Origin of the sequence: Nocardia sp. NPDC058058 (assembly GCF_042885355.1) — a bacterium.
GTDB lineage: Bacteria > Actinomycetota > Actinomycetes > Mycobacteriales > Mycobacteriaceae > Nocardia.
In genome coordinates this window covers 3146492-3170878 of record NZ_JBHVSA010000001.1, presented here as the reverse complement: position 1 = coordinate 3170878, position 24387 = coordinate 3146492, and the positions used below count along the sequence as shown (strand labels likewise).

Annotated in this window: 18 protein-coding genes; 9 read left to right on the top strand and 9 right to left on the bottom strand. The window is 68.6% G+C overall.

Going from position 1 to position 24387, the window contains the following annotated elements; all coding sequences use genetic code 11:
- Positions 1-47 precede the first annotated feature (47 nt).
- Positions 48-1415, bottom strand: coding sequence for an FHA domain-containing protein (locus tag ACFVUS_RS14800; RefSeq protein WP_387765219.1), 1368 nt, complete (start codon positions 1413-1415; stop codon positions 48-50).
- Positions 1416-1648: 233 nt separating this feature from the next.
- Here ACFVUS_RS14800 and ACFVUS_RS14795 point away from each other — a divergent pair, with 233 nt between their 5' ends.
- The gene (locus ACFVUS_RS14795) at positions 1649-2134 is read left to right on the top strand and encodes a hypothetical protein (protein ID WP_387765217.1); all 486 of its coding nucleotides are present in this window, start codon (positions 1649-1651) and stop codon (positions 2132-2134) included.
- 193 nt (positions 2135-2327) lie between these two features.
- Here the strand turns inward: ACFVUS_RS14795 and ACFVUS_RS14790 are convergent, their stop codons facing one another.
- Together ACFVUS_RS14790 and ACFVUS_RS14785 are read right to left on the bottom strand one after the other, a co-directional pair.
- Positions 2328-3869, bottom strand: coding sequence for an FAD-dependent oxidoreductase (locus tag ACFVUS_RS14790; RefSeq protein ID WP_387765215.1), 1542 nt, complete (start codon positions 3867-3869; stop codon positions 2328-2330).
- Complete coding sequence (locus ACFVUS_RS14785; RefSeq protein WP_387765213.1) at positions 3866-4492, bottom strand: TetR/AcrR family transcriptional regulator; 627 nt, start codon at positions 4490-4492, stop codon at positions 3866-3868. The genes ACFVUS_RS14790 and ACFVUS_RS14785 overlap by 4 nt, the downstream gene beginning before the upstream one ends.
- A gap of 116 nt (positions 4493-4608) precedes the next feature.
- Here ACFVUS_RS14785 and ACFVUS_RS14780 point away from each other — a divergent pair, with 116 nt between their 5' ends.
- Positions 4609-6186, top strand: coding sequence for an FAD-binding oxidoreductase (locus ACFVUS_RS14780; protein ID WP_387765590.1), 1578 nt, complete (start codon positions 4609-4611; stop codon positions 6184-6186).
- Complete coding sequence (locus ACFVUS_RS14775) at positions 6183-7109, top strand: YegS/Rv2252/BmrU family lipid kinase (RefSeq protein WP_387765211.1); 927 nt, start codon at positions 6183-6185, stop codon at positions 7107-7109. Before ACFVUS_RS14780 ends, ACFVUS_RS14775 begins: the two co-directional genes overlap by 4 nt.
- Before the next feature lie 35 nt (positions 7110-7144).
- Here the strand turns inward: ACFVUS_RS14775 and ACFVUS_RS14770 are convergent, their stop codons facing one another.
- The 5 genes from ACFVUS_RS14770 to ACFVUS_RS14750 all read right to left on the bottom strand — a co-directional run bounded on the left by ACFVUS_RS14770 (position 7145) and on the right by ACFVUS_RS14750 (position 13138).
- The gene (locus tag ACFVUS_RS14770) at positions 7145-7828 is read right to left on the bottom strand and encodes an AAA family ATPase (protein ID WP_387765209.1); all 684 of its coding nucleotides are present in this window, start codon (positions 7826-7828) and stop codon (positions 7145-7147) included.
- A 79-nt stretch (positions 7829-7907) separates the two neighbouring features.
- Positions 7908-9467, bottom strand: a complete 1560-nt coding sequence (locus ACFVUS_RS14765) for an MDR family MFS transporter (RefSeq protein ID WP_387765207.1) — start codon at positions 9465-9467, stop codon at positions 7908-7910.
- 7 nt (positions 9468-9474) lie between these two features.
- The gene (locus tag ACFVUS_RS14760) at positions 9475-10557 is read right to left on the bottom strand and encodes a cytochrome P450 (protein ID WP_387765205.1); all 1083 of its coding nucleotides are present in this window, start codon (positions 10555-10557) and stop codon (positions 9475-9477) included.
- A 56-nt stretch (positions 10558-10613) separates the two neighbouring features.
- Positions 10614-11912, bottom strand: coding sequence for a DegT/DnrJ/EryC1/StrS family aminotransferase (locus ACFVUS_RS14755; protein WP_387765203.1), 1299 nt, complete (start codon positions 11910-11912; stop codon positions 10614-10616).
- A 2-nt stretch (positions 11913-11914) separates the two neighbouring features.
- A complete protein-coding gene (locus tag ACFVUS_RS14750; RefSeq protein WP_387765201.1) occupies positions 11915-13138 on the bottom strand; it encodes a 2-deoxy-scyllo-inosose synthase in 1224 nt (407 codons plus the stop codon).
- 243 nt (positions 13139-13381) lie between these two features.
- On the opposite strand from ACFVUS_RS14750, the gene ACFVUS_RS14745 reads away from it, so the two are divergent.
- Entirely contained in the window at positions 13382-14173 is a 792-nt protein-coding gene (locus ACFVUS_RS14745) for a helix-turn-helix transcriptional regulator (protein ID WP_387765199.1), read from the top strand.
- A gap of 23 nt (positions 14174-14196) precedes the next feature.
- Here the strand turns inward: ACFVUS_RS14745 and ACFVUS_RS14740 are convergent, their stop codons facing one another.
- Positions 14197-14988, bottom strand: a complete 792-nt coding sequence (locus tag ACFVUS_RS14740; protein WP_387765197.1) for an alpha/beta fold hydrolase — start codon at positions 14986-14988, stop codon at positions 14197-14199.
- Positions 14989-15420: 432 nt separating this feature from the next.
- Here ACFVUS_RS14740 and ACFVUS_RS14735 point away from each other — a divergent pair, with 432 nt between their 5' ends.
- The 5 genes from ACFVUS_RS14735 (at position 15421) to ACFVUS_RS14715 (ending at position 24178) form a co-directional block, all read left to right on the top strand.
- A complete protein-coding gene (locus ACFVUS_RS14735; RefSeq protein ID WP_387765194.1) occupies positions 15421-18114 on the top strand; it encodes a valine--tRNA ligase in 2694 nt (897 codons plus the stop codon).
- Between the two features lie 65 nt (positions 18115-18179).
- The gene (locus ACFVUS_RS14730; RefSeq protein WP_387765587.1) at positions 18180-19550 is read left to right on the top strand and encodes a bifunctional folylpolyglutamate synthase/dihydrofolate synthase; all 1371 of its coding nucleotides are present in this window, start codon (positions 18180-18182) and stop codon (positions 19548-19550) included.
- Positions 19547-19954: a DUF4233 domain-containing protein gene (locus ACFVUS_RS14725; RefSeq protein WP_387765191.1), complete on the top strand. Its 408-nt coding sequence runs from the start codon at positions 19547-19549 to the stop codon at positions 19952-19954. The genes ACFVUS_RS14730 and ACFVUS_RS14725 overlap by 4 nt, the downstream gene beginning before the upstream one ends.
- A 60-nt stretch (positions 19955-20014) precedes the next feature.
- Positions 20015-20431 (top strand): nucleoside-diphosphate kinase, encoded by a 417-nt coding sequence (ndk, locus tag ACFVUS_RS14720; protein WP_376069818.1) that lies wholly within the window; start codon positions 20015-20017, stop codon positions 20429-20431.
- Between the two features lie 408 nt (positions 20432-20839).
- A complete protein-coding gene (locus tag ACFVUS_RS14715) occupies positions 20840-24178 on the top strand; it encodes a translation initiation factor IF-2 N-terminal domain-containing protein (RefSeq protein WP_387765188.1) in 3339 nt (1112 codons plus the stop codon).
- The last annotated feature ends 209 nt before the right edge of the window (positions 24179-24387 follow it).

Below are 24387 nucleotides of genomic sequence, written 5' to 3'. Positions count from 1 at the left end.
GATGACGGGGCAGGTTGGATCAGCGGCGGGATGACGGGCCGGTCGGATCAGCGGCGGTTGGGGTTGGGGAGGTAGGTGAGGATGCGGTCGCCCACGCGCAGGCTCCAGCCGGGTTTGAGTTCCATGGGGCGCTGGCCGACCCGAATCCACTCCTGGGCGCCGGGGGCGGCGACGTAGGTGCCGCCGGGGGTGGCGGCGTCGCGGATCAGGACCAGACCCTTATCGATGAAAACGTGGGCGTGCACGCGGGATACGTGCCGGTCGCGGGGGATGACGATGGGCGCGGCGGCGGCGCGGCGCACGGATTCATCGATCATGGGATCGCGGCCGATCACGTAGGGGCGGTCCAGGGGGTAGATGGCGCCGTCGGCGGAGGTGAGTGCGCCGGGTCGACCGCCGATCTTATCGGTCTCGCGTTCCTGGTGCCCCGCGGTGGGTTTCACCCTGGGGGCGGAATCTTCTTCGGCGGCAGCGGATTTGGCGTCGTAGGTGGCGGTGGGCGGCAGATCCTCCGTATCCGGGCGGGTCTCACCCTCGTCGGGTTCGGGAGAACCGTTGTCCCCCAACACCTTCGCCAGCGGATTGGCCTGCTCGCCCGAGGCGGGATCCGTGGCTGCGCGGCTCGCCTTCGCGGCGGCGGCCCGTGATTCCTCGGCTTCTAGGGCCGAAATGGCCTGGGTTTCCTCCGGCGTCGCGCCCGGAGCGGCCCCGCCCGGGCGCGGCCCCGGCTCCGAACCTCCGGCCGCCGGGCGAATCGGCTCCGCGCCTGCGGCGCTCTCGCGCCGCAGCGCCTCCGAGCCGGGGGCGGAGAAGCGGGTGTGCGACGGCGTCGGCGTGGAGGTGCGCCGGGTCGCGTCGTGAGTGGGTGTGGCCGGACTGGTTTCGGGAGCCGGCGGTTTCGGGATGGCCGCGGTCGTGGTGCGCGGGGGTGAGGTGATGCCGCTGGGCGGGGCGTTCACGATGAACCCGCTCGCGGCGGCGACACCCGAGCGCAGATCGGTATGCGGCACCGCGTTACCCGGATCACTTTCCGCGCTGACGGTCAGTTTGCGCACCGGATCCCGCAGGATTTCATCGACCCAGGTCATGGCGCGCGCCCCGGACAGATGCCGGGAACCCTCGGGCCCGTCGACCACCGCGCGCACCGGCCCGCGCAAAAGCACCAGAATCCCCCCGGCGGTGGGTGCGACCACCCCGAACGACGGTGGTTGCGCCGACCCGCTGCTGAATACGGTCGCCGCCAGCCGCTGCGCGATCGCTATCCCCGGATCGGCCGCGGTCGCCGCCGTCTCGGCCGCCCCGAGTATCCGTTCCGTGGATGGACTCGCCCCGGCCAGAAAGATGACGACATTGCCGAACCGCGCGACCAGCCCATCCCCGCGCAGCAGCCCTACCGTTGTCGGAATCCGCCCCATTCGCGCCTCCTCATGTCCGGCGCCCACAACATCGCAGCCCAGCATAGGGTGCATCCCGCCCTCCCCGCATCGGTGAGAAAACCGCCGACCGGCCGGAAGCGCCGGGTCCGCCTGCCGTGCGTGAGACTCGCCGGTTTGCCGGAATACTCCGCGCGAGCATGCCGGGGGCGCGAGGATCGGGGGAACGCGCCGGTGCATTCGGTTCCGGCACACCCGATGAGGACCGAATCCATATGGGCACGATCACCAGGAATACGCGCGTCACCCGCTCGTCCGCCGGGAATCGGCGCACGGCCGAACCGACTGCCGGGTCGCCCGCGAGAGGGCATATCGCCGGACCCCTCGCCGTGGCGGCGTTCGCGATCGCGGCCACCGCGCTGGCCGCACCCGCCGGGGGGACCGCCACCCGGGTCGGCGCGGAGCCGGGACTGAGTTTCGGCTCGGCGACCAGCTACGGCACCGGTTGCGGTTACATGATCAACGCGTACGTGGATGACCCGTCGACGCCGGTCGTCTTCTACGACAACGGCATTCAGTTCGCCGTCGCGCGGCCCTCCGGTGCGCTGGCCCAGGCTCGCTGGACGCCGGCCACGGTCGGCCCGCATCGCATCACCGTCGTACAGCACAGCGCACCGGGCGAGGATGTGGTGCCGTGGCTGGACCTCACCGCCGCGACCGGGCTCAGCAGTGGCTCCGGTTGCTACGTCGTCGGCGGCTAGTGCGGTGTCCGCCGACGTCGTGCGGGAATCCCTTTCCGCTATCCCGATATGCCTGTGGCCGTGATCTACGGCTGGCAGTGGCGGATAGGTGTGGATCCCGGGTGGACACACGCCGGGATGACGGGGCGGCCGGCGCATAGATCTTGCCGGGTGCGACACCGGTTCGACCGCGCTCGCGCCGGGCGCGCCGGTGTCAGGGCCGGATGAAAGCGGCCTCGGCGGCCGGGGTGGCGGCTTTGCGATCGGTGTCGACCAGGCCGATGCGGGTGCGGCGGTCCAGCAGGTCGTCGATGTCGAGCGCGCCCTCGTGGGTGGTGGCGAAGACGAATTCGGCGGCGGTGACGTCGATTCCCGGGGCGACGGGGGCGGCCAGGGCCGGGTCCCGGTCGATGAGGTCGAGAATGGCGGTCGCCTCACTGCCGTAGCGTTCGACCAGGCGGTTGGGGGCTTCGATACCGTCGCGGGCCCTGCCGGAGACCGCGCCGACCAGGGGGAGATCGCGGGTGCGGCAGGGGTTCGCGGTGAGGTGCGCGTGCGCGATGGCCGCGTCCACGGTGTCCTCGGCCATTTTGCGGTAGGTGGTGAGCTTGCCGCCGACGACGGTGATCAGCCCGGTGGGTGAGGTCAGCACGGCGTGCTCGCGGGAGATATCGGCGGTGCTGTCGTCACCGGTGCGCAGCAGCGGGCGCAGACCCGCGTACGTGCCGCGAATATCGTTGCGGGTCAACGGCTCCCGCAGCACCGTATTGACGTTGTCGAGCAGGAAGTCGATCTCGGCCTCGGTGGCGTGCGGGACGTCCGGCACCGGGCCGGGCGCTTCCTCATCGGTGAGCCCCAGGTACACGCGATTGTGCGCGGCCGGAAACGCGAAGATGAATCGACTGGTGCTGCCGGGAATCGGCACCGTCAGCGAGGCGGTGAGCCCGCCGAAGGCCGCCGCGTCGAACACCAGGTGGGTGCCGCGCGAAGGCCGCAATTCGATGCTCGGATCCACCTGATCCGCCCATACGCCGGTCGCGTTGATCACCGAACGAGCTGTGACGGTACGGGTTTCACCGGTGAGCCGATCGGTCAACATCGCCGAGGTCCCGGTGACATCGCTCGCCGCGACCCGGGTCAGCACCGACGCCCCGTGTAGCGCCGCCGTGCGCGCGATGGCCACCACCAGGCGAGCGTCATCGACGAGCTGCCCGTCCCAGGCGAGCAGTCCACCGCGCAACCCGTCCCGTCGCACCGTCGGCGCGAAGCGCAGCGCCTCGGCCGCCGCCACCCGCCGCGACCGCGGTAGTACCGCCGCCGCCGTGCCCGCCGTGCGCCGCAGCACATCCCCGGCCAGGAAGCCGATCCGCACCAATGCCTTCTGTGCCGCACCGATATTCGGCAGCAGCGGCACCACCTGCGGCAGTGCCCGGGTCAGATGCGGCGCGGTGCGGGTGAGCAGGATATCGCGCTCCACCGCGCTCTCGTGCGCGATGCCGACACCACCGCTGGCCAGGTACCGCAGCCCGCCGTGCACCAGTTTCGAACTCCATCGGCTGGTCCCGAACGCCAGATCGTGCTTGTCCACCAGTACGGTGCGCAGCCCGCGCGATGCCGCGTCCAAAGCCACACCGGCCCCGGTGATTCCGCCGCCGATCACCAGCACATCGACGGTCTCGTCCCCGAGTGCCGCCCATTCCCGTTGCCGCCGAGCCGCATTGAGCGCCGAGCCGGGCCGAGCCGAAGTGCCGTTCATGGGAAGACCTTTCGCCGTGGTGCGGTGGAGAGGACCGGGGCCAGATAGCCGGTGATGGCCCGGCCGAGTTCGGTATCGAGCTGGTCCGAGTCGAGGAAATCGGTGACGGTGCCCGCGGATTGGACGGCGGACTGCGCCAGCAGCAACAGCATGGCGGCGAGCTGTTCGGGTTCGCCGTCGCGAATGGACCCGTCCCGCTGCCCTTCTCGAATGGTTTCGGCGAACAGCCCGATCAGCGCGCGCTGATTGCGGCCCAGCCGTTCGAAGACATAGGTGAGCATGACATCGGCATCGGTGCGGAAGATCTTGGCGAACAGTGGATTCCGCCGCATCATCGAACCGCCGCCGACGATCGCGCCCACCAGTCGCTCGCGCGCGGTGCCGCCCTCGGGGATGGCCTCGGCGATGATCTCGCGCAATTCGCGCACCAGCAGATCCGCCACCAGCGATCCGGTATCGGCCCAGCGCCGGTACACGGTCGGCCGGCTCACGCCAGCACGCCGCGCCACCTCGGTGAGCGTGGTGCGCCGCACGCCGAATTCGGCCACACAGGCGCGCGCCGCGTCCAGGATGGCCCGATCGACGGCGGATGATGGTTCGGTCGAGGCCACGGTTGCCACCATCCTTGGAAGGGTTTCGTTACTGCTTGACATTCTATGTCAGACTGTAACGCATGGTCGACACACGAGCAGCTTCCACATCGACGGAAAACCCGGGCGAGCCGCAGGCCCGCGCGAGTATGGTGTGGGACGCCTGGGGCTCCCCGTCCGGACACAAACCGTTGCCCGAACAAATCCGGGGACTGCTCGCGCAGGTATTCGGGGTATCCGGTGAGCCGGCGACCCGTCGCGATGAGGGCGACGTGCCGCTGCGCGCATCGGCCCTGTCCCCGGAACAGCACGCCGGGCTCGGCGCGGTGGTCGGTACGGACAACCTCTCCCTCGACCACCGCGATCGCCTCCGCCACGCGGGCGGCAAAAGCACACCCGATCTGCTGCGCCGCCGCGACACCGCCCCGCAGGACGCCCCCGACGCCGTTGTCTTCCCCGCCGACCACGACGAGGTCACCGCCCTGCTCGAATACTGTTCCGGCGCAGCCATTGCCGTGGTTCCGTTCGGCGGCGGCACCAGCGTCGTCGGCGGATTGGATCCGGCCCGAGGCGTTTTCGGTGCGGTCATCGCACTGGACCTGCGCCGCCTGGACACCCTCACCGAGGTGGATCCGATCAGCGGCACCGCCACCCTGGGTGCGGGCCTCACCGGCCCGCGCGCCGAGGAACTCCTTGCCGAGCACGGACTTTCGCTTGGGCACTACCCGCAGAGCTTCGAATACGCCACCATCGGCGGCTTCGCGGCCACCCGTTCGTCGGGTCAGGCGTCGGCCGGGTACGGCCGCTTCGACGATATGATCCAGCGGCTCCGAATCGCCACGCCCGCAGGTGATCTCGACCTGGGCCGGGCACCGGCCTCGGCCGCCGGACCCGATCTGCGCGAGCTCTTCTCCGGTTCCGAGGGCACCCTCGGCATCATCACCGGCGTCACCCTGCGCGTGCATCCCATCCCGGAGACCACCGCCTACCAGGCCTGGTCGTTCCCCGATTTCAGCACCGGCGCGAACGCGCTGCGCACGGTCATCCAGGCGGGCGCGGCCCCCACGGTCATGCGCCTGTCCGATGAGGCCGAGACCGGCCTGAATCTCGCTCGCGCCGGGGATATCGGTGGCGCACCGGTCGGTGGCTGCCTGGCCGTCACCACTTTCGAAGGCACTGCGGCGCACGTCGCGGCCCGCGGCACCGAGGCGGCCGATCTGCTCACCGCCGCCGGTGGCACCGCCCTGGGCGAGAACCCGGCCCGCGAATGGGAGCACGGCCGTTTCTCCGCGCCGTATCTGCGAGATGCTCTGCTGGACGCCGGAATTCTGTGCGAGACCCTCGAAACCGCCACCACCTGGTCCAATCTCGCCAACCTGAAGGCGAAAGTCACCGCCGCACTGACCGATTCGCTCACCGCGCAGGGCACGCCCGCCCTGGTCATGTGCCATATCTCGCACACCTATCCGACCGGCGCGTCGCTCTACTTCACCATCGTGGCCAAGCAGGCCGAGGATCCGATCGCGCAGTGGGCCACGGCGAAACACGCTGTCGGCGATGCCATTGTGGCCGCCTCGGGCACCATCACCCACCACCATGCCGTCGGCGCGGACCACCGCCCGTGGATGACCGCCGAAATCGGTGATCTCGGCGTCCAGGTATTGCGCGCGGTGAAGAATGCCGTGGACCCCGCCGGAATCATGAACCCTGGGAAGCTCATTCCGTGAGAGAGATTCGCTCCGTACTGCTGGTGACCAATCCACTGTCCGGTCACGGCAAAGGCGTGCAGGTCGGGATCGCCGCCGCCAATCTGTTCGCCGCGCGCGGCATTCAGGTCACCGAGGTCAGCGGTGAGTCGGCTACCGATACCGAGAACCAGGTGCGCGCCGCGCTCGCCGACCCGGCCGCCCGGCCCGACGCCGTGGTGGCGGCGGGCGGCGACGGCCTGACCTGCGTGGTGTTGCAGGCGCTGGTCGGCACCGGCGTACCGCTCGGGCTGGTGCCCGGCGGCACCGGCAATGACCTGGCCCGCGAGGTCGCCATCCCGGACGAGACGGTCGCCGCGGTCGATGTGGTGCTCGGCGGTAAGACCCGCACCATCGACCTGGGCACCGTGCAGGCCGAGGCCGCCGCGCGCCCGATGTGGTTCGCGACGGTCACCGGCACCGGCCTCGATGCCCGAGTCACCTTGCGCGCCAATAGAATGACCTGGCCCAAGGGTCCGCTGCGCTACACCGTGGCGGCTCTGCTGGAACTGGTCGGCAAGCTCGCGGTGCCCTATCGCATCGAAGTGCACGGCTCACCGGATCATCCGGACGGCACCGTGATCGAACAGGACGCCATCATGGTCGCGGTCGGCAATACCCGCACCTACGGCGGCGGCATGCTCATCACCCCCGACGCGGTCATCGACGACGGTCTGCTCAACCTGACGGTCGTCGGAGCCATGCCGCGCCGCGATCTGCTGCGCCTGCTCCCCGCGCTGTCCGCGGGCAAGCGCATCGAGCATCCGGCCACCACCCAGTACACCGCCGCCCGCTTCACCCTCACCGCCCCGGACGCGCCCGCGACCGCGGACGGCGATCCGGCGGGCATGCTCCCCGCCACCTTCATCGCACATCCGGGCGCACTGGAGATCCTGGTGCCCTGATCCGGCACAGCGCGTGCGGCACCGCGACATCCGGCTCAGGCCGGGAAGGACAGCCCGTCGAGGTCGGTGACCGCCGCGCGATCCAGGATGACCACCGATGCGGGCGCGGGATCGGGTTTCACGCCCGCGCCCGCCCGGTCCATCAGCCGCTGCCAGCGCATGCAATGCCATTGGAAGCTCAGCTGACTCACGGTGCGGCCGCGCGAGACCTGCCCGGCCCGCGCCAATTCGGCGGAGGCGTCGATCATGACCAGGTGTACCGGGCGGCCCACGCCGCGCGCCCACGCCGCGACCAATCGCCGCACCCAGTTCCGGGTACCGCAGTCGTGGATGATCACCGGACCGTCCGCGCGCCGCAGCGCGGTGCGAATCCGCAGATAGTGCGTGAGGTGTACGATCGGCAGCAGTAGTGGGTAGGGCACCGCGCGCAAGCGGCGCTGCCACCATTTGCGCGACTGATGCGAATCCACCAGCAGCGCGCCGACCGGGCTCAGCGCGGGCTCGATCGCATCGGGGTAGTCGCCGAAGAGTTTTCGCAGGGCGGTGCTCTTACCCGCCCCCGGCACGCCGGTGAAGATCACGGCGGCGCTTGCGGGATAACGCAATTCGCGAATGGCATGGCCGCGCAGATCGTGCACCCGGTGGGGCGTCATCGTGCGCGGCCCCGGATACGGAGGGTCGTTATCGGCCTGTAAGGCGGGTTCCAGCGGGGGATTCACCCTTCAAGCATCGGTAATGGACACCATTCGGACAACCGGGATTTCCCCTGATTTTTCCCGGAATAGGCCCGGAATCGGTTCAGCCGCCGTCCGCGCGCACCACTTCCCGCCGCGCCACCAGGCCCGACTCCGATTTCAGCGGGATGTTCGGAATGAGCAGCGCCACAAGCAAAGCCACCGCGACGGCGGGCAGCAGATACCCGAACACCGGCACCAGCGCGTCCGCGTACGCGCCCACGATGGCATCGCGCAACCCCTGTGGCAGCCGTGCGACCAGTGCGGGCGGCAGCGCGGCCGGATCGACGCCGGTGCCCAGCACCTCGCGCGGATGCGCGCGGAACGCCGCGGTGAGATCCCCGGTGAGCCGATGGGTGAAGATCGCCCCGAACACCGCGACGCCCAGCGCGCCGCCCATCTCCCGGAAGTAGTTGTTGGCGCTGGTCGCGGTGCCGATATCGGTGGGCGGCACCGCGTTCTGCACCAGCAGCACGGTCAACTGCATCACCATGCCGAGACCGCAGCCCACCACGAACAGCATGGCCGATACCGTCCACTGCGAGGTGTGCGCGTCCAGCCGGGTCATCCAGCCCATCCCGATGCCGATAATGGCAACGCCCAGTGGCGGATACAGCCGATAGCGCCCGGTCCGGGTGACCGCGCCCAGCGAGATCGACACGGTCGCGAACATGCCGACCGTCATGGGGATGGACAGCAATCCGGACCTGGACGCCGAGACACCGGTCGCCATTTGCAGGAAGGTTGGCACGAACGCCACCGAGGCGAACATGACCAGGCCCATGATGAATCCGAGCACCGTGGTGGTGACGAAGGTCCGATCGCGGAACAGCCGCAGCGGCAGCATCGGTTCGACCGCACGCGATTCCACCACCAGGAACACCGGGATTACCACGGCCACAGCGCATATCAGGCCGAGCATCGCCGGTGTGCCCCAGCCGTAACGCTTTCCGCCCCAATCGCTGATCAGAATCAGCAGCGTGGTCGCGACCGACATCAGCGCCGCACCGGTGTAGTCCGGGCGCACCGCCGGGCGCTTGTTCGGAATGGTGAGATAGCGCGCCGCGATCACCAAGGCCGCCAACCCGATCGGCACATTGATCCAGAAGCACCACCGCCAGCCGATATGGTCGGCGAACTGCCCGCCCAGCACCGGCCCGCCCACCGCGGTGAGACCGAAGATCGCCCCCATCGGCGCACCGTATTTACCGAGATCCTTGGCGGGCACCACATCCGCCATGGTGGCCTGCGCCAGGATCATCAACCCGCCACCGCCCACGCCCTGGAGCGCGCGGAACGCGATGAACTCCCAGAACCCGGTGGACATGGCCGCGCCCACCGACGCGGCGGTGAAAACCGCTATGGCGAAAAGGAATAGCCTTCGGCGGCCGAACAGATCCCCGAACTTGCCGTACATCGGCATCACGATCGTGGTGGCCAGCAGATACGCGGTGGTGGTCCACGCCATATGCGGTACCCCACCGAGCTGTCCGACAATGGTCGGCATGGCGGCCCCGGTGATCATCTGATCCAGGCTGGCCAGGAACAACCCGGCGCTGAGCGCGCCGAAGATCAGCCAGATACGCCGCTGCGTCATGACATTCGGCGCGGAGTCCGTGGTCATTCGCGGTTCACCACCGCACCGGGAGCGTGCGCAGGCCGCCGGTGAACACATCGTCCCGCATGATGAGCGTCTCCTTGTCCACCGCGAGCCGCATTTCCGGAAACCGCGAAACCAGTTGCCCGAAGGCGGTTTGCAGCTCGATGCGGGCCAGCGGCGCGCCGATGCAGTAGCGCACCCCGTACCCGAAGGTGAAGTGCGCGCCCTGCTGCCGGGTGAAATCCACCCGGCTCGGCTCGGGGAAGACCGTCGGATCGTGATTGGCCGAGGTGAGCCCAAGCAACACCAGATCCCCGGCCGCCACCCGCACCCCGTCGATCTCCAGATCCGTACGGGCATAACGCGGCAGGTTCGTCGGCTCGCAGGCGCGCAGCAGTTCCTCGGTGGCGGTGGGCAACAGTTCCGGATGTTCGTGCAGGGTGCGCCACAGCTCCGGATCGGCCAGCAGCATGAGCACTCCGACGCCGATATGCACCACCGAGGTCTCATGTCCGGCGAACAGCAGCATCATCGCGAAGGTGGCGATCTCCTGCTCGGTCAACTCCGGATCGGCGCACAATCGCGAGGTGACGTCATCGCCCGGATCGCGCCGCTTGCGCGCCACCGACCGGCGGCAGTACTCGAAGAGTTCGGCGACACCCCACTCCACCTTCGACCGATCCCGCACATCGCCGACCGCGGTCACCCACTCCCGGAACCGATCCCGATCCTCATAGGGCACCCCCAGCAATTCGCAGATCACCAGCAGCGGCAGCGGTAGCGCCAGCGCGGTATGCAGATCCGCCTCGGACCCCCGCGCCGCCATCTCATCGAGCAGTCGGGTCGTGATGGCCTCCACCCGCGGCTGGAACTCCCGCATCCTGCGCACCGAGAAATGCGGCTGCAGAATGGATTTCATCCGCAGGTGATCGGCCCGCTCACTGGTGAAGTCGCCCACCGGGCCACCGAAGAACGCGGATTCCCCCATCCGCGCGGCGGTGTCGGGATTCGGATGCGACCGCCCCAGATTCGGCTCGGTGAACAACTCCCGCACCAGGTGATACCCGGTGGCCAGCCAGGCCGGATCCCCGATCGGTGTGCGAGTCGCGCTCATCCCGGTTACCGGACAACCCGGTGCCGGGACCTCGGAGAGCGGTGGGTCGGAGAGCGTCATGCCGAAATGCCTTTCAGTGCGGGTGAATCCGCATCCGACAGTGATTCCGCCGACGCGCGGACCTTCGCCAGAGCGGTGAGAATGTCGTCGATATCGCCGCGCTCACCGAGCAGGACGCTGTGATGCATGAGCAGGGTGTGATCGCGGTAGTGGTGCGCGCCGGAAAAGTCACGGCCGGTGGCGCGGACCGCGTCCCAGAGCCGGGAGAAACGCGGTTTGGTCTGTGGCCGAAGCAGAGTGCCGCTCGGCAGCGGTACCCGTGGCGGATAGACCCTGGTGCCCAGCTCGGCGGAGAGCGCCGCCGCGACCTGCTCGACCGATGCCGCGCCGAACGCGCCCGGCTCGAATCGGATGCCGTATTCGTAGATCGCACGTCGATCCACCTGGGCGGGAACGGGAATCGAGGAGAGACCGGATATCCGGGCCAGGCCGTCCTCGAGCTGTCGCGCCCGAATCTCACGCCGTGCGTGCTGGTCGTCGAGTCGCGGTAGCTGATCCAGCAGTATCCCGGCGGTCAGTTCGGACATGCAGTAGTTGCCGCCCATGATCTCGCCGAGTTCGACCAGTTCGTATTCGCCGGGCGCGGGGGCTGACTCGGTGTATGCGCGAGAATCCGCGCGCAGCATGAGCATTCGCCGATACAGCTCGGGATCGTCGGTGATGGCGGCCCCGGCCTCGCCCGCCGCGAGGGATTTGGCCGCGCCGAGACTGAATACCCCGATATCGCCGAAGGTGCCGACCGCGCGCCCGTCCCAGCGTGCTCCGTGCGATTGCGAGCAATCCTCGATGAGCGCCACTCCGGCCGCCCGCGCCAACTCGGTCAATTCCGCGATCGGCGCGACCGTGCACGCCAGATGCACCGCTATCACCGCCCGGGTGCGCGCGGACCATCCGGCCCGCACCTGATCGAGTGCCAGACAACCGGATTCGGGATCCACATCCACCAGCACCGGCAGCGCGCCGACCCGCAATACCGCCGTGGCCGGGGCCACCCAGGTCAGCGCGGGCACGATGACCTCGTCCCCGGGCCCGACGCCCAGCGCCTCCAGCGCGATGACCAACGCGCTGGAGCCATGATCGACGCTGACCCCGTAGGCCGCGCCGTTGTAGCGAGCGAACGCCTCCCCGAACAGCCGCTCCCGGGATTTGCCGCCCTCGGGTGCGTACCAGCTCACCGACCAGCGCGAGGAGCGCAGCGCGGCAAGCAATTCCGTCTCCGTGCGGACGTCGTACTGCGGCCACACCGGCCAGTCCCGTGCACCGCGTACCGGTGCGCCACCGTGAATCGCGAGCATGATCAGACGTCCCGACGCGGTGCGCGAGGGGCATGCTCATAGCTCGGTGCGGTCCCGGCGGCCGCCAGCCGCGTTCCGGCCATCGACGCGGCGGGAGCGGGCCGAGCGATCACATCGAGCGCCTCCCGGATCTCGGGCACCGAAACATGAACCAGCGGAAGCTCACCGGTCATGGCGGGCCTGCCCAGCCCACGCAGCAGCACGAACGGCAGCGACTCCGGCCTCGCCTCCAGATAGCCCTTCTTGTTGTCGTCCCGCACCACCGCGAGCACATCGGCCACCGAAACCGACGGCGGCAGACACGGTTCCACGCCGAGTCCGGTAATGATCTCGTAGTGCGCGCTCACCTCGTCATCGGTGAGCCAGCCCCGCGCGTGCGAAATATGCGCGGCCACCAGCATTCCCACCGCTATCGCCGTGCCGTGCGCGATACCGGCGGATCCGCGCACCCGGTGATCACAGATTTCGATGGCGTGCCCGACGGTGTGACCGTATTCCAGCACCAGACCGGATCGTCGTTCCTGGGTATCGGTCCGCGTCACAGCGGATTTGGCCTCGATGCTGGCCTCCAGCAACCAGGTGAGCGCCGCGGGCGCGGCCAATTCGCCGGCGGCGATGATCTCCCGCAGCCGTTCCAGCGCGGCTGGTCGAATGGCCAGGCAATTCTTCGCCATTTCGCAATAGCCGGAACGCAATTCGTCCGACGGCAGGCTCGCGAAGAATCGCACATCGGTGTACACCGCCGTCGGCGCATAGTAGGTGCCCAGGTGATTCTTGCCCACCGGACTGTTGATCGCCTGCTTGAGCGAGAGCACCGAATCCATGGCAGCGATGGTCGTGGTCGGCACATGCACCAGGCGCACGCCCCGGAACAGCAGATTCGCCATCAACCCGGCCAAATTCCCGGGGATCCCGCCGCCGAAGGCCACCACCGCCGAACGGCGGGTCGCACCCGCGCGCAACGCCCGCTCCAGATGATCGGTGAGACAGGTCAGCGTCTTCATGGATTCACCCGCCCGATGACTCAGCACGATCGCCGGGGTATCGCCGGAGAGCCTTTCCATAATCGGCCCGTATAAGCCCAGCACCGTATCGTCGGTGACGAAAATGAGTGTGTCGGCTCGCATGTCGGCTATGCCGTCCGCTATGTCGGTGAGGCAATCCTCGCCGAACGAATACGGATAGGATTCCGCGCCGATCGAAATGGTGCGCGTGGTGATGCCCATGGTTTAGCTCCTGCCCGGTCTCGCTGCTGCCCCGCAGGCAAATATCGACGCGCGGTCGCGGGCGCGGCAACCGCTGGGATGCCCCAGTCAGGATCTGCCCGGTACGGCGGTACCACTCGTCGGGACACCCGCTTGTCCCGGTGCCACCGACAGGGGTAGCGCGCCGGCCCGCACGGGCTGGGGGAGGGCCGCGCCGCCCGGTAGGGTGCGATTCGGGGGCCGGTAGAGCTGAGCGGAGAACCGTTGTCCGACAATGACATCGCGCTGACGGCAGGGGAACTGCTGCGTGCGCCGACCCTCGCCGAATTCGTCCGGGAGCGGCGCAGCGGCCCCACCTCCAACCATCCGGCCGGGCTGACCCGCAAACAGCTCGCCGAGGCCACCCACGCCAGCCTCGGCTATATCGCCAAGATCGAACAGGGTGAGGCGCTCAATCCCGGTCCGGCCATTCTGGATTCGATCGCGAATGTGCTCTGCCTGGATTCGGCCGAACGCGTGCACCTCTATCACCTGGCGCAGCAGCGTCCCACCCCGCCGATACCGGAGTCATTGCGGCCGAACAGCATCGCCGCGAGCACCGTGCGCACCACGCTGGACGCACTACTGCCGCATCTGGCCGCCGCACTCGACGAGGGCTGGTACGTGGTCGACTGCAACAGCGCGTTCGACGCGGCGTTCCCGGGTCTGGGCCGGGGCGGGCACGTACTGCGCTGGCTGTTCACCGATCCGCGCGCCCGCATAGTGATAGAGGAGTGGGAGCAGGAGGCCCGGCTCATGGTCGGCCGCTTCCGCGCCTACGCCGCCGATGCCGCCGATCCGGACGAAATCGAGGCGCTGCTTGGCGAACTCGGCGAACACGCGGACTTCCGCCGCCTCTGGGAGGACGCGCATGTGCGCATCGGTCGCCCCGAATCCCAGTTCCGGCTGCGAAATCCCGATACCGCCACCGTATTCGACGTCATCGTGCAGCGATACCGCAGCACCACACCGCAATTCGCGCACCAGCTCTTCATCGGCCTGGTCGGCGCGGCCTGAGCAGTGGCGCGAATATCGTGTGCCTACTCCGGCAACCCGTCGAGGAAGGCGCGCACCAGCGCGTTCACCTCGTCGGCGTGGGTGAGGTTGGGGGACATGGCGGCCCCGGCGATGGTGTGCACCGTGGTCGGCACGCCGAACGATCGCGCCATCCGCGCCACCTCCTCCGCATCGGCGGTCTGATCGCCGACCCCGCGCAATACCAATGCGGGACAGGTGATCTCGCCGAGCAGCGGCAGCACCGAATCCCGGTTGATCAGGCATTCGGCCGAGAGTCGCAGCCGGGTGCGATCACCCGCCGCCCATTTGTCGCGCCACGGCTGTTTATCGTCATCGGTGCCGCCGACGGTCAGCGCGGACACCATCTTGATGATCGGGGTCAGCGGCGCGCTGCCCGCCCAGGCGTCCAGTACCTCGCGGTATCCGGGTTTGCGGCGCGCGGGCATGGCATCGGCGGTGGAACCGATCGCGATCACTCCCCGTGATCGCGGCCGGGCCAGCAGTGCCATCCGGACCGCGGTGAACGCCCCGTGCCCGACCCCGCCGATCACCGCGCGCTCGATGCCGAGTCGATCGGCCACCGCCCAGGTGTCGCGCGCCAGATCCCAATAGCTGAATGGTGTTCCGTCGTCTTCGGAAAGACCGTGCCCGCGTGAGTCCACGCAGACCACGCGATAGTGCGGTGCGAGTGCGCGCTGCTGCGGCGCGAAGCTCTCCTGGTCCATGAAGAAGCTGTGCCCCAGCAGGACCGGCGGTCCGTTCCCTCCCGTATCGGTGTAATGGATCTTCGCTCCCCCGCGAGCTACGAACGGCATCTTCGGACCTTACGACAGCGGCACCACCGGTAACCCCGACTCCGAGTGTGAAATGTAATGCAGTCACACGAGTCCGCTGACGTGCGAAAACCGCTGGCCGCCAGTGATATTCGGGTCTTGCCCCGAAACACCCCGCCCGCGTACGCAGCATCCCTGCGGGTAGCGAAGGCCATGCGGCGCACGCAACGCAGTTGCAACGAATTGTGGCCTACCCTGGCCCATTTGGCGCAGAACCTGAGAATTGCTTATGGAATCCGGGGTCGTCGCCGAAACGGCGGTAGGCTTGCTCTCGAAGGCGAGGCCTTCGGTGTCCCTCATCCGCCGAAGGTCTCGCCCTTCGGCTGTCCGGGGTCGTGCACCTCGCCCGGCCGAGCCGCGACGCCACACAGCGGCGCTGTCAAGCCCTGCCGGGCCCTCAATTAGAATCGCACGGTGACCAGCACAGCCTCTGAGAACCCGCGTAATCGTGCCGATGCCCTCCCCAAAAGCTGGAACCCCAGTGAGGTAGAGGCCGACCTGTACGAGCGCTGGGTAGCCGCTGGTTACTTCGCCGCCGACGCGAGCAGCGCCAAGCCCGCCTACTCGATCGTGCTGCCCCCGCCGAACGTGACCGGCACCCTGCACATGGGCCACGCCCTCGACCACACCCTGATGGACCTGCTCACCCGCCGCAAGCGCATGCAGGGATATGAGGTGCTGTGGCTGCCCGGTATGGATCACGCCGGTATCGCCACCCAGTCCGTGGTGGAGAAGCAGCTCGCCGTCGACGGTAAGACCAAGGAAGACTTCGGCCGCGAACTCTTCATCGACAAGGTCTGGGATTGGAAGCGCGAATCCGGCGGCGCGATCCAGGGCCAGATGCGCCGCCTCGGCGACGGCGTCGACTGGAGCCGCGACCGCTTCACCATGGACGACGGGCTCTCCCGCGCCGTGCAGACCATCTTCAAGCGCCTCTACGACGCGGGCCTGATCTACCGCGCCGAACGCCTGGTGAACTGGTCGCCGGTGCTCGAGACCGGTATCTCCGACCTCGAGGTCGACCACAAGGAGGTCGACGGCGAACTGGTGTCGCTGCGCTACGGTTCGCTCGATGACAATGAACCGCATGTGATCGTGGCCACCACCCGAGTGGAGACCATGCTCGGCGATACCGCGGTCGCGGTGCACCCGGATGACGAGCGGTACAAGGCGCTCATCGGCACCACCGTCTACCACCCCATCACCGGCCGCCAGATCCCGATCGTCGCCGACGATTACGTCGACCCCGAATTCGGTTCCGGCGCAGTCAAGATCACCCCCGCGCACGACCCCAATGACTTCGAGCTCGGCCTGCGGCACAACCTGCCCATGCCGACCATCATGGACAAGACCGGCAAGATCGCCGACAGCGGAACCGAATTCGACGGTATGGACCGCTTCGAAGCCCGGCTCAAGATCCGCGAGCGCCTCGAGGCCGAGGGTCGCGTCGTCGGGCGCAAGTACCCGTACAAGCATCAGGTCGGCCACTCCGAGCGCTCCGGCGAACCCATCGAACCGCGCCTGTCCATGCAGTGGTGGGTCAAGGTCGAGGGCATCGCCAAGGCCGCCGGTGACGCCGTGCGCAACGGCGATGTGAAGATCCACCCCGCCAGCCAGGAACCGCGCTGGTTCGACTGGGTCGACAATATGCACGACTGGAACATCTCCCGGCAGCTGTGGTGGGGTCACCGCATCCCGATCTGGTACGGCCCCGCCGGTGAGATCGTCTGCGTCGGCCCGGACGAGCAGGCCCCCGAGGGCTACGTGCAGGACCCGGACGTGCTCGACACCTGGTTCTCCTCGGGCCTGTGGCCCTTCTCCACCATGGGCTGGCCGGACTCCACCGCCGAACTCGAGAAGTTCTATCCCACCAGCGTGCTCGTCACCGGCTACGACATCCTGTTCTTCTGGGTCGCCCGAATGATGATGTTCGGCATGTACGTCGCCGAGGACGAGGTGCTCACCACCGGCAAGCCCGCCGACCAGAAGCAGGTCCCCTTCCAGGACGTGTTCCTGCACGGCCTGGTGCGCGACGAACACGGCAAGAAGATGTCCAAGTCGCGCGGCAACGGCATCGACCCGCTGGACTGGATCGACGAATACGGCGCGGACGCAACCCGATTCACCCTCGCGCGCGGCGCACAGCCCGGCGGCGACCTGTCCGTGGGCACCTCGCACGTGACCGCCTCGCGCAGCTTCGTCACCAAACTGTTCAACGCCACCAAGTTCGCGCTCATGAACGGCGCGCAGCCGGGCGAGCTGCCCGCCCGCGACACACTCACCGATACCGACCGCTGGATCCTGGACCGCCTCGACGAGGTGCGCGCCGAAGTCGACGCCAGCTTCGACCGCTACGAATTCGGCAAGGCCTGCGAAGCGCTCTACCACTTCGCCTGGGACGAATTCTGCAGCTGGTACCTGGAATTGGCCAAGGTGCAGTTCGCCGAATCCGAGGAGCGCGCCGCCAGCACCCGCACCGTGCTCGGCAATGTGCTCGATGCGGTGCTGCGCCTGCTGCATCCGGCCATCCCGTTCGTCACCGAACAGCTGTGGCTCGCGCTCACCGGCGGCGAATCGGTGGTGGTGGCCAGCTGGCCGCAGGCCACCGGCATTGCCGCGGACCAGGTTTCGGCCACCCGCATCGCCGACGCGCAGCGCCTCATCACCGAGATCCGCCGCTTCCGCAGCGATCAGGGCCTGTCCGACAGCCAGAAGGTCTCGGCCAAGCTCATCGGCCTGGACGGCGCGGATCTGCTGGCACAGCAGGCCGAGGTCACCAACCTGGCCCGCCTCACCGCGCCCGGCGACGACTTCGCCGCCACCGCCTCGGTCGAGGTGCGCCTGAGCGGTGCCACCGTCACCGTCGAGATCGACACCTCCGGGACCGTCGACCTGGTCGCCGAGGCACGCCGCCTCGAAAAGGATCTCGCCGCCGCCCAGAAGGATCTGGCCACCACCACGGCCAAGCTCGGCAACGAGGGCTTCCTGGCCAAGGCGCCCGACGATGTGGTCGCGAAGATCAAGGCGCGCAAGGAGATCGCGCAGTCCGAGGTCGAGCGCATCGGCGCGCGGCTCACCGAGATCGCCAAACTGGGGGAGGGCAAGTGAACGGCGAGCCCGAACGCCAGTACGTCGAAGGCCCGATAACCACCTCCCCGGTGGACCTGGCCGAAATGGCGCTGGTCGAGGCCGAACTCGACAAGCGCTGGCCGGAAACCAAGATCGAGCCCTCGCTCACCCGCATCTCCACCCTGATGGATCTGCTGGGCTCACCGCAAAACGGTTATCCCGCAATCCATATCGCGGGCACCAATGGCAAGACCTCGGTCACCCGCATGATCGACGCGCTGCTCACCGCCCTGCACCGGCGCACCGGCCGCATCACCAGCCCGCACCTGCAACTGGCCACCGAGCGCATCGCCATCGACAACGCGCCCATCCCGCCCGGGCGCTACGTCGAGCTGTACCGCGAACTGCTGCCGTATCTCGAGATGATCGACAAGCAGTCCGCGGCGGCGGGCGGTCCGGCCATGAGCAAGTTCGAGGTGCTCACCGGAATGGCCTACGCGGCCTTCGCCGAAGCGCCGGTGGACGTCGCGGTCGTCGAGACCGGAATGGGCGGCACCTGGGACGCCACCAATGTGATCGACGGGCAGGTCGCAGTCATCACCCCGATCGGCTTGGACCACACCGACTTCCTGGGCCCGGACCTCACCTCCATCGCGGGGGAGAAGGCCGGAATCATCAAGAAGGCCCCGGCCGATGAGCTGGTGCCGCGCGATACCGTCGCCGTCATCGCCGAACAGCAGCCCGAGGTCATGGAAGTGCTGCTGCGCCGCGCCGTCGAGATGGACGCGGCCGTCGCCCGCGAAGGATCGGAATTCCGGTTGCTCGCGCGCCGCGTCGCCATCGGCGGCCAGGTGCTCGAACTCCAGGGCCTGGGCGGTGTCTACGACGACATCTTCCTGCCGCTGCACGGTGAGCATCAGGCCAAGAACGCGGCCCTGGCGCTGGCCGCGGTCGAGGCGTTCTTCGGTGCGGGCGCGTCCCGCCAGCTCGATATCGACGCTGTCCGAGCGGGATTCGCCTCGGTCGCCAGTCCGGGCCGGATGGAACGCATGCGCAGCGCGCCCACCATCTTCATCGACGCCGCGCACAATCCGCACGGCGCACAGGCTCTCGCGGCAACGCTCACCAGCGAATTCGACTTCCGCAAGCTGGTCGGCGTGATCGCGGTGCTCGGTGACAAGGACGCCGGCGGCATCCTGGACGCCCTGGAACCGATCTTCGACGAAATCGTCGTCACCGAGAACGGTTCTCCCCGCGCCCTTCCCGTCGACGATCTGGCCAACCTTGCCGTCCAGCGCTTCGGCGATGAGCGAGTGGCCGTCGCCAACGATCTGGCCGACGCCATCGAAACCGCCATCGCCCTGGCCGAAGAGGGCGAGAGTGGCGAACTGGTCTCGGGAGCGGGCATCGTGGTCACCGGATCGGTGGTCACCGCCGGTTCGGCTCGCTCACTGTTCGGAAAGGACCCCGCATGAGTGACGTGGCGCCCGAGGGCGTGCCGGAGCCCAGCACCGACCCGTGGAAGGGCTTCCGCGGCGTCATGGCCGGAACCCTCGTCCTCGAGGCCATCACCGTCCTGCTGGCACTACCGGTGGTCGGTGTGGTCGGCGGCGGCCTCAAATGGTGGTCCGTCCTCTACCTCGTGGGCCTGGCTGTGCTCATGTTCCTCGGCGCGGGCGTCCAGCGCCGCCCCTGGGCCATGTCCTTCAATCTGGCCACCCAGGCGGCCCTGCTCGCGGGCGGCTTCATCCACCTATCGATCCTGGTCATCGGCGTGGTCTTCGCCGCGGTCTGGCTCTTCATCCTGTTCCTGCGCGCCGATGTGCGAAAACGAATCGCCGGGGGGTTGCTGCCGAGCCAGCGCGTGTCCGAAGCCTGAATCCGGTCGCTTTTCCCGCATGAATTTTCTCCCTGGTAAAAGCCATATACCCTTTGCGGCGTGACTGAGCAGACTTTGGTACTCATCAAGCCCGACGGCGTGGCCCGCGGCCTGATCGGGGAGATCATCACCCGCATCGAGCGCAAGGGTCTGAAGATCGCGGCGCTGAAGCAGGTGATCGTCTCCGAGGAGATCGCCGTCGCGCACTACGCCGAGCACCGCGAGAAGCCGTTCTTCGGCTCGCTGATCGAATTCATCACCTCCGGCCCGGTCGTCGCGGCCGTGCTCGAAGGCCCCCGGGCCATCGCCGCCTTCCGTCAGCTCGCCGGCGGCACCGATCCGGTCGAGAAGGCCGCCACCGGCAGCATCCGCGGCGACTACGCCCTGGAGACCCAGTACAACCTGGTGCACGGCTCGGACGCGCCCGAATCCGCCAAGCGGGAAATCGCGCTCTGGTTCCCCGAATTCACCCTCTGAACCGGTCCCGACTCCCGGGACTCTCGTGCGCCGCTGCGGGGGCAGCGGCGCAGTGTGGGATACTGGCATCGGAAGTGGTCCCTGCCCGCCATGTGCGGTGGGTGCTGGCCACCTCTGATTGACACCACGGCACGACGGACGATCATCGCTGCCGCCGACGGCTTCAAAGACTCGGTTGTCGGCTAGGCACGCTGGATGAACGCTCGTGACGTGGAGTTGAGCCAAACCACACCCAGGCGCCACGTGACCAGTTAGCCCGAACGACGAATACAAGGTGATAACGGGCACGCGGCGCGCAGACCATTGATCTCGCGCCCGCAGGACGCGAGGCGAAGACAGTGCCCCCGCGTCGGCCGCGTCACTCTGTCACTCTTCGGAGGGACGCGCCCGGGGGCCCAAGGAGATTTCGTGGCCGAAAAAGAGCCGCACGAAGCAACACAGGTGAACGCCGACGGGGAGGCCGCGGACACCCTCCCGGCCGCCGAACAGTTGCCGGAACGGATCCGAGTGCACGCACTGGCGAAGCTGCTGGGAACCACCAGCAAACGTATCCTGGCCCACCTGACCGAGATGGGCGCGCAGGCGCGCAGCCCGCAATCGAGTCTGGACCGCACGGTCGCCGAAACCGTCCGCGACGCCTTCGGTCCGCGCTCGGTCGAACCGCCCGCCACCGTCGACGCCGCCATCATCGCCGGTGATGAGCTGGCCGCCGACGAATTGGCCGCCGAAGAGGTGGAAGCCGCCGAGGCCGCGATCTCCCAGCCCGAGATCGCCGAACCCGTCCAGGCCGCACCCACGCGCAAGCGTGCCCCCAAACTTTTCACCAGTCCCTTCCAGCAGCCCGAGCTGCCGGTCGAGGATCCGGTGGTCTATCAGCCGTCCGCGCCCGTGGCCGCGCCGCTGTTCCTGTCGCCGGATCTCGCCGCCGCCGAGGAAACCCGCCGCAAACTGCGGTCCGAGCGCAAGCCCAAGGTCGAGGACAAGCCGCGCGAAGACAAGCCCCGCGAGGACAAGCCGCGTGAGGAGAAGGTCCGCGAGGACCGGCCCCGCGCGGAGGAGAAGGTCCGGGTCGAGACCAAGGTCGCCGAGGAGAAGGTCACCGAGGAGACCGCATCCGACGAGGGCGACGATGAGCAGGACTGGGAGGACGACGGCACCCGCCAGGAGCGCGGTGACGGTGCTTCCCGGCGTCGCCGTCGCGGTCGTCGTGGTCGCGGCCGGGGTCGCGGCGAACAGCATCCCGATGACGCCGATGGCGAGATCGATCCCGAGATCGAGGATCAGATCCGCGCCGATGCCGAGGCCGACGCCGAGGACTCCGAGGACGAGGACGATTCGGCCGTGCCCGAGGGCTCGAGCAGCCGTCGTCGCCGTCGCCGTCGTCGCCGCAAGGGTGGCGAGGACACCGATAACGAGCCCGAGGCCGCGGACGACGATCCGCCGAACACCGTGGTGCACGAGCGGGAGCCGCGCAGCAAGCGCCGCGCCGCCGCCACCAAGGATGTCGACGAGGTGCAGGGCATCAGCGGTTCGACCCGCCTGGAGGCCAAGCGTCAGCGTCGCCGGGACGGTCGCGAGGCCGGTCGCCGTCGCCCGCCCATCCTGACCGAATCCGAATTCCTGGCCCGCCGCGAATCGGTGGACCGGGTAATGGTGGTGCGCGACAAGCACTTCCCCGATCATCCGAGTTCCACCACGCAGGTCGCGGTGCTCGAGGACGGCGTGCTGGTCGAGCACTTCGTGACCAGCACCGGTTCCGCGTCCATGGTGGGCAATGTCTACCTGGGCAAGGTGCAGAACGTGCTGCCGTCCATGGAGGCGGCGTTCGTCGATATCGGCCGCGGCCGCAATGGCGTGCTGTACGCGGGCGAGGTGAACTGGGAGGCCGCCGGTCTCGGCGGTCGCGAGCGCAAGATCGAACAGGCGCTCAAGCCCGGAGACACCGTGCTGGTGCAGGTCTCCAAGGATCCGGTGGGCCATAAGGGCGCTCGCCTGACCACGCAGATCAGCCTGGCCGGTCGCTTCCTGGTGTACGTGCCGGGTGGCACCTCCACCGGTATCTCGCGCAAGCTGCCCGATACCGAGCGCAAGCGGCTCAAGGAGATCCTGCGCGATATCGTCCCGCAGGACGCCGGTGTCATCATCCGCACCGCGTCCGAGGGTGTCAGCGAGCCCGAGCTGGCGCGCGACGTGGAGCGGCTGCAGCAGACCTGGCGCACCATCGAAGAGCAGTCCAAGGGCGGCTCCGGTACGCCCAAGACGCTGTACGAAGAGCCCGATCTGCTGGTCAAGGTGGTTCGCGATCTGTTCAACGAGGACTTCTCCAAGTTGATTATCGAGGGCGACCGCGCCTGGACCACGGTGGAGAACTACGTCCGCACCGTCGCCCCGGATCTGCTTGTCCGCGTGGAGAAGTACGAGCACCAGAATGTCGACGTGTTCGGCAGCCTGCGCATCGACGAGCAGCTGGCCAAGGCCCTCGATCGCAAGGTGTGGCTGCCCTCGGGAGGCACCCTGGTGATCGACCGCACCGAGGCCATGACCGTGGTCGACGTCAACACCGGCAAGTTCACCGGTGCGGGCGGCTCGAACCTGGAAGAGACCGTCACCCGCAACAATCTGGAGGCGGCCGAGGAGATCGTGCGCCAGATGCGGTTGCGCGATATCGGCGGCATGATCGTCGTCGACTTCATCGATATGGTGCTCGAGTCGAACCGGGATCTGGTGCTGCGCAGGCTGACCGAGGCCCTGGGCCGCGATCGCACGCGTCATCAGGTCTCCGAGGTCACCTCGCTGGGCCTGGTCCAGATGACCCGTAAGAAGCTGGGCACCGGCCTGGTCGAGGCGTTCTCCACCACCTGTGAGCACTGCCACGGCCGCGGTCTGATCGTGCACAACTACCCGGTCGAATCGGCTCCGGCCGAGGAGGGCGTTGGTCGTCGCGAGGGTTCGCGTCGTCGTCGCAAGGACCGCGGCAACGCGGCCCCGGAGGCTCCGGCCGTTGTCGAGGCCGCCCCGGTGGTCGTCGAGGAGCCGCGCGAGAACAAGGAGAAGGCCGCCGCCAAGCGCGCTCATCCGGTCGCGCTCGCCATGGCCTCGCACCACGACGATGATCCGCATCACGTCGAGGGTCACGACGACGAACAGCACGATGTCGCCGATGAGGTCGCTTACGCGCAGCAGGCTTTGGCCGATGCCGCGGTAGCCGGTGCGGAAGCGGTGGCCGAGGCCGCCGCGCAGACCGCCGGTTCGGCGGACGCGGTCAAGGCCTCGACCAATGGCACCGCCGCGCATTCGGTCGATTCCGCTTCGCGCGCAGTCGAATCCGAGGTGCTGACCTCCGCCGCGGACGCGGTGGTCGAGGAGGAGGCCATCGAGGCCGCCGCCGAAGCCGCGGTGCTGGTGGAGCAGGCGCAGGCCGCCGCATCCGTCTCGGTCGCCGCGGATCCGGTGGTCGCCGAGCCGAAGCCGGTCGTCGAGCCGAAGCTGGCAGTCGCCGCACCGGAGGTGACCGAGAAGGTTACGGCCGAGCCCGGTCGCCGGGCCGGACGCCGCCGGGTGGCGCGTGCGGTCACCGCACCGGCCTCCGCCAGCGAGGGCGCGGTATTCGTGCTCTCCAGCGCGGATCAGCCGCAGACGCCGAGCCTGTCCCTCGCGGATCTGGCCCCGGCGGAGGTGGCACCGCGGGCCCGCCCGCGTCGTCGCGCCGCCGGACGCCCCGCGGGCGCCCCGGAGGGCGAGAACTGACCCCGGAGCTCTGACACCGGGTGGCCCCGCCGTTGCTACGGCGGGGCCACCCTCGTTCCAGGGCCCCGCACGGCCGATCCGAAGGGTGTGACGGCGTACGCCAGACCCCCAGGCCAGGCCGGTTTCCTCGCCGTTCACGGGCGCGGAACCCCCGGTTTGGACCGCTCGGGCCGGTCCTGTAGTCTTGGACAGTCGCTGCCCCCGGCGAC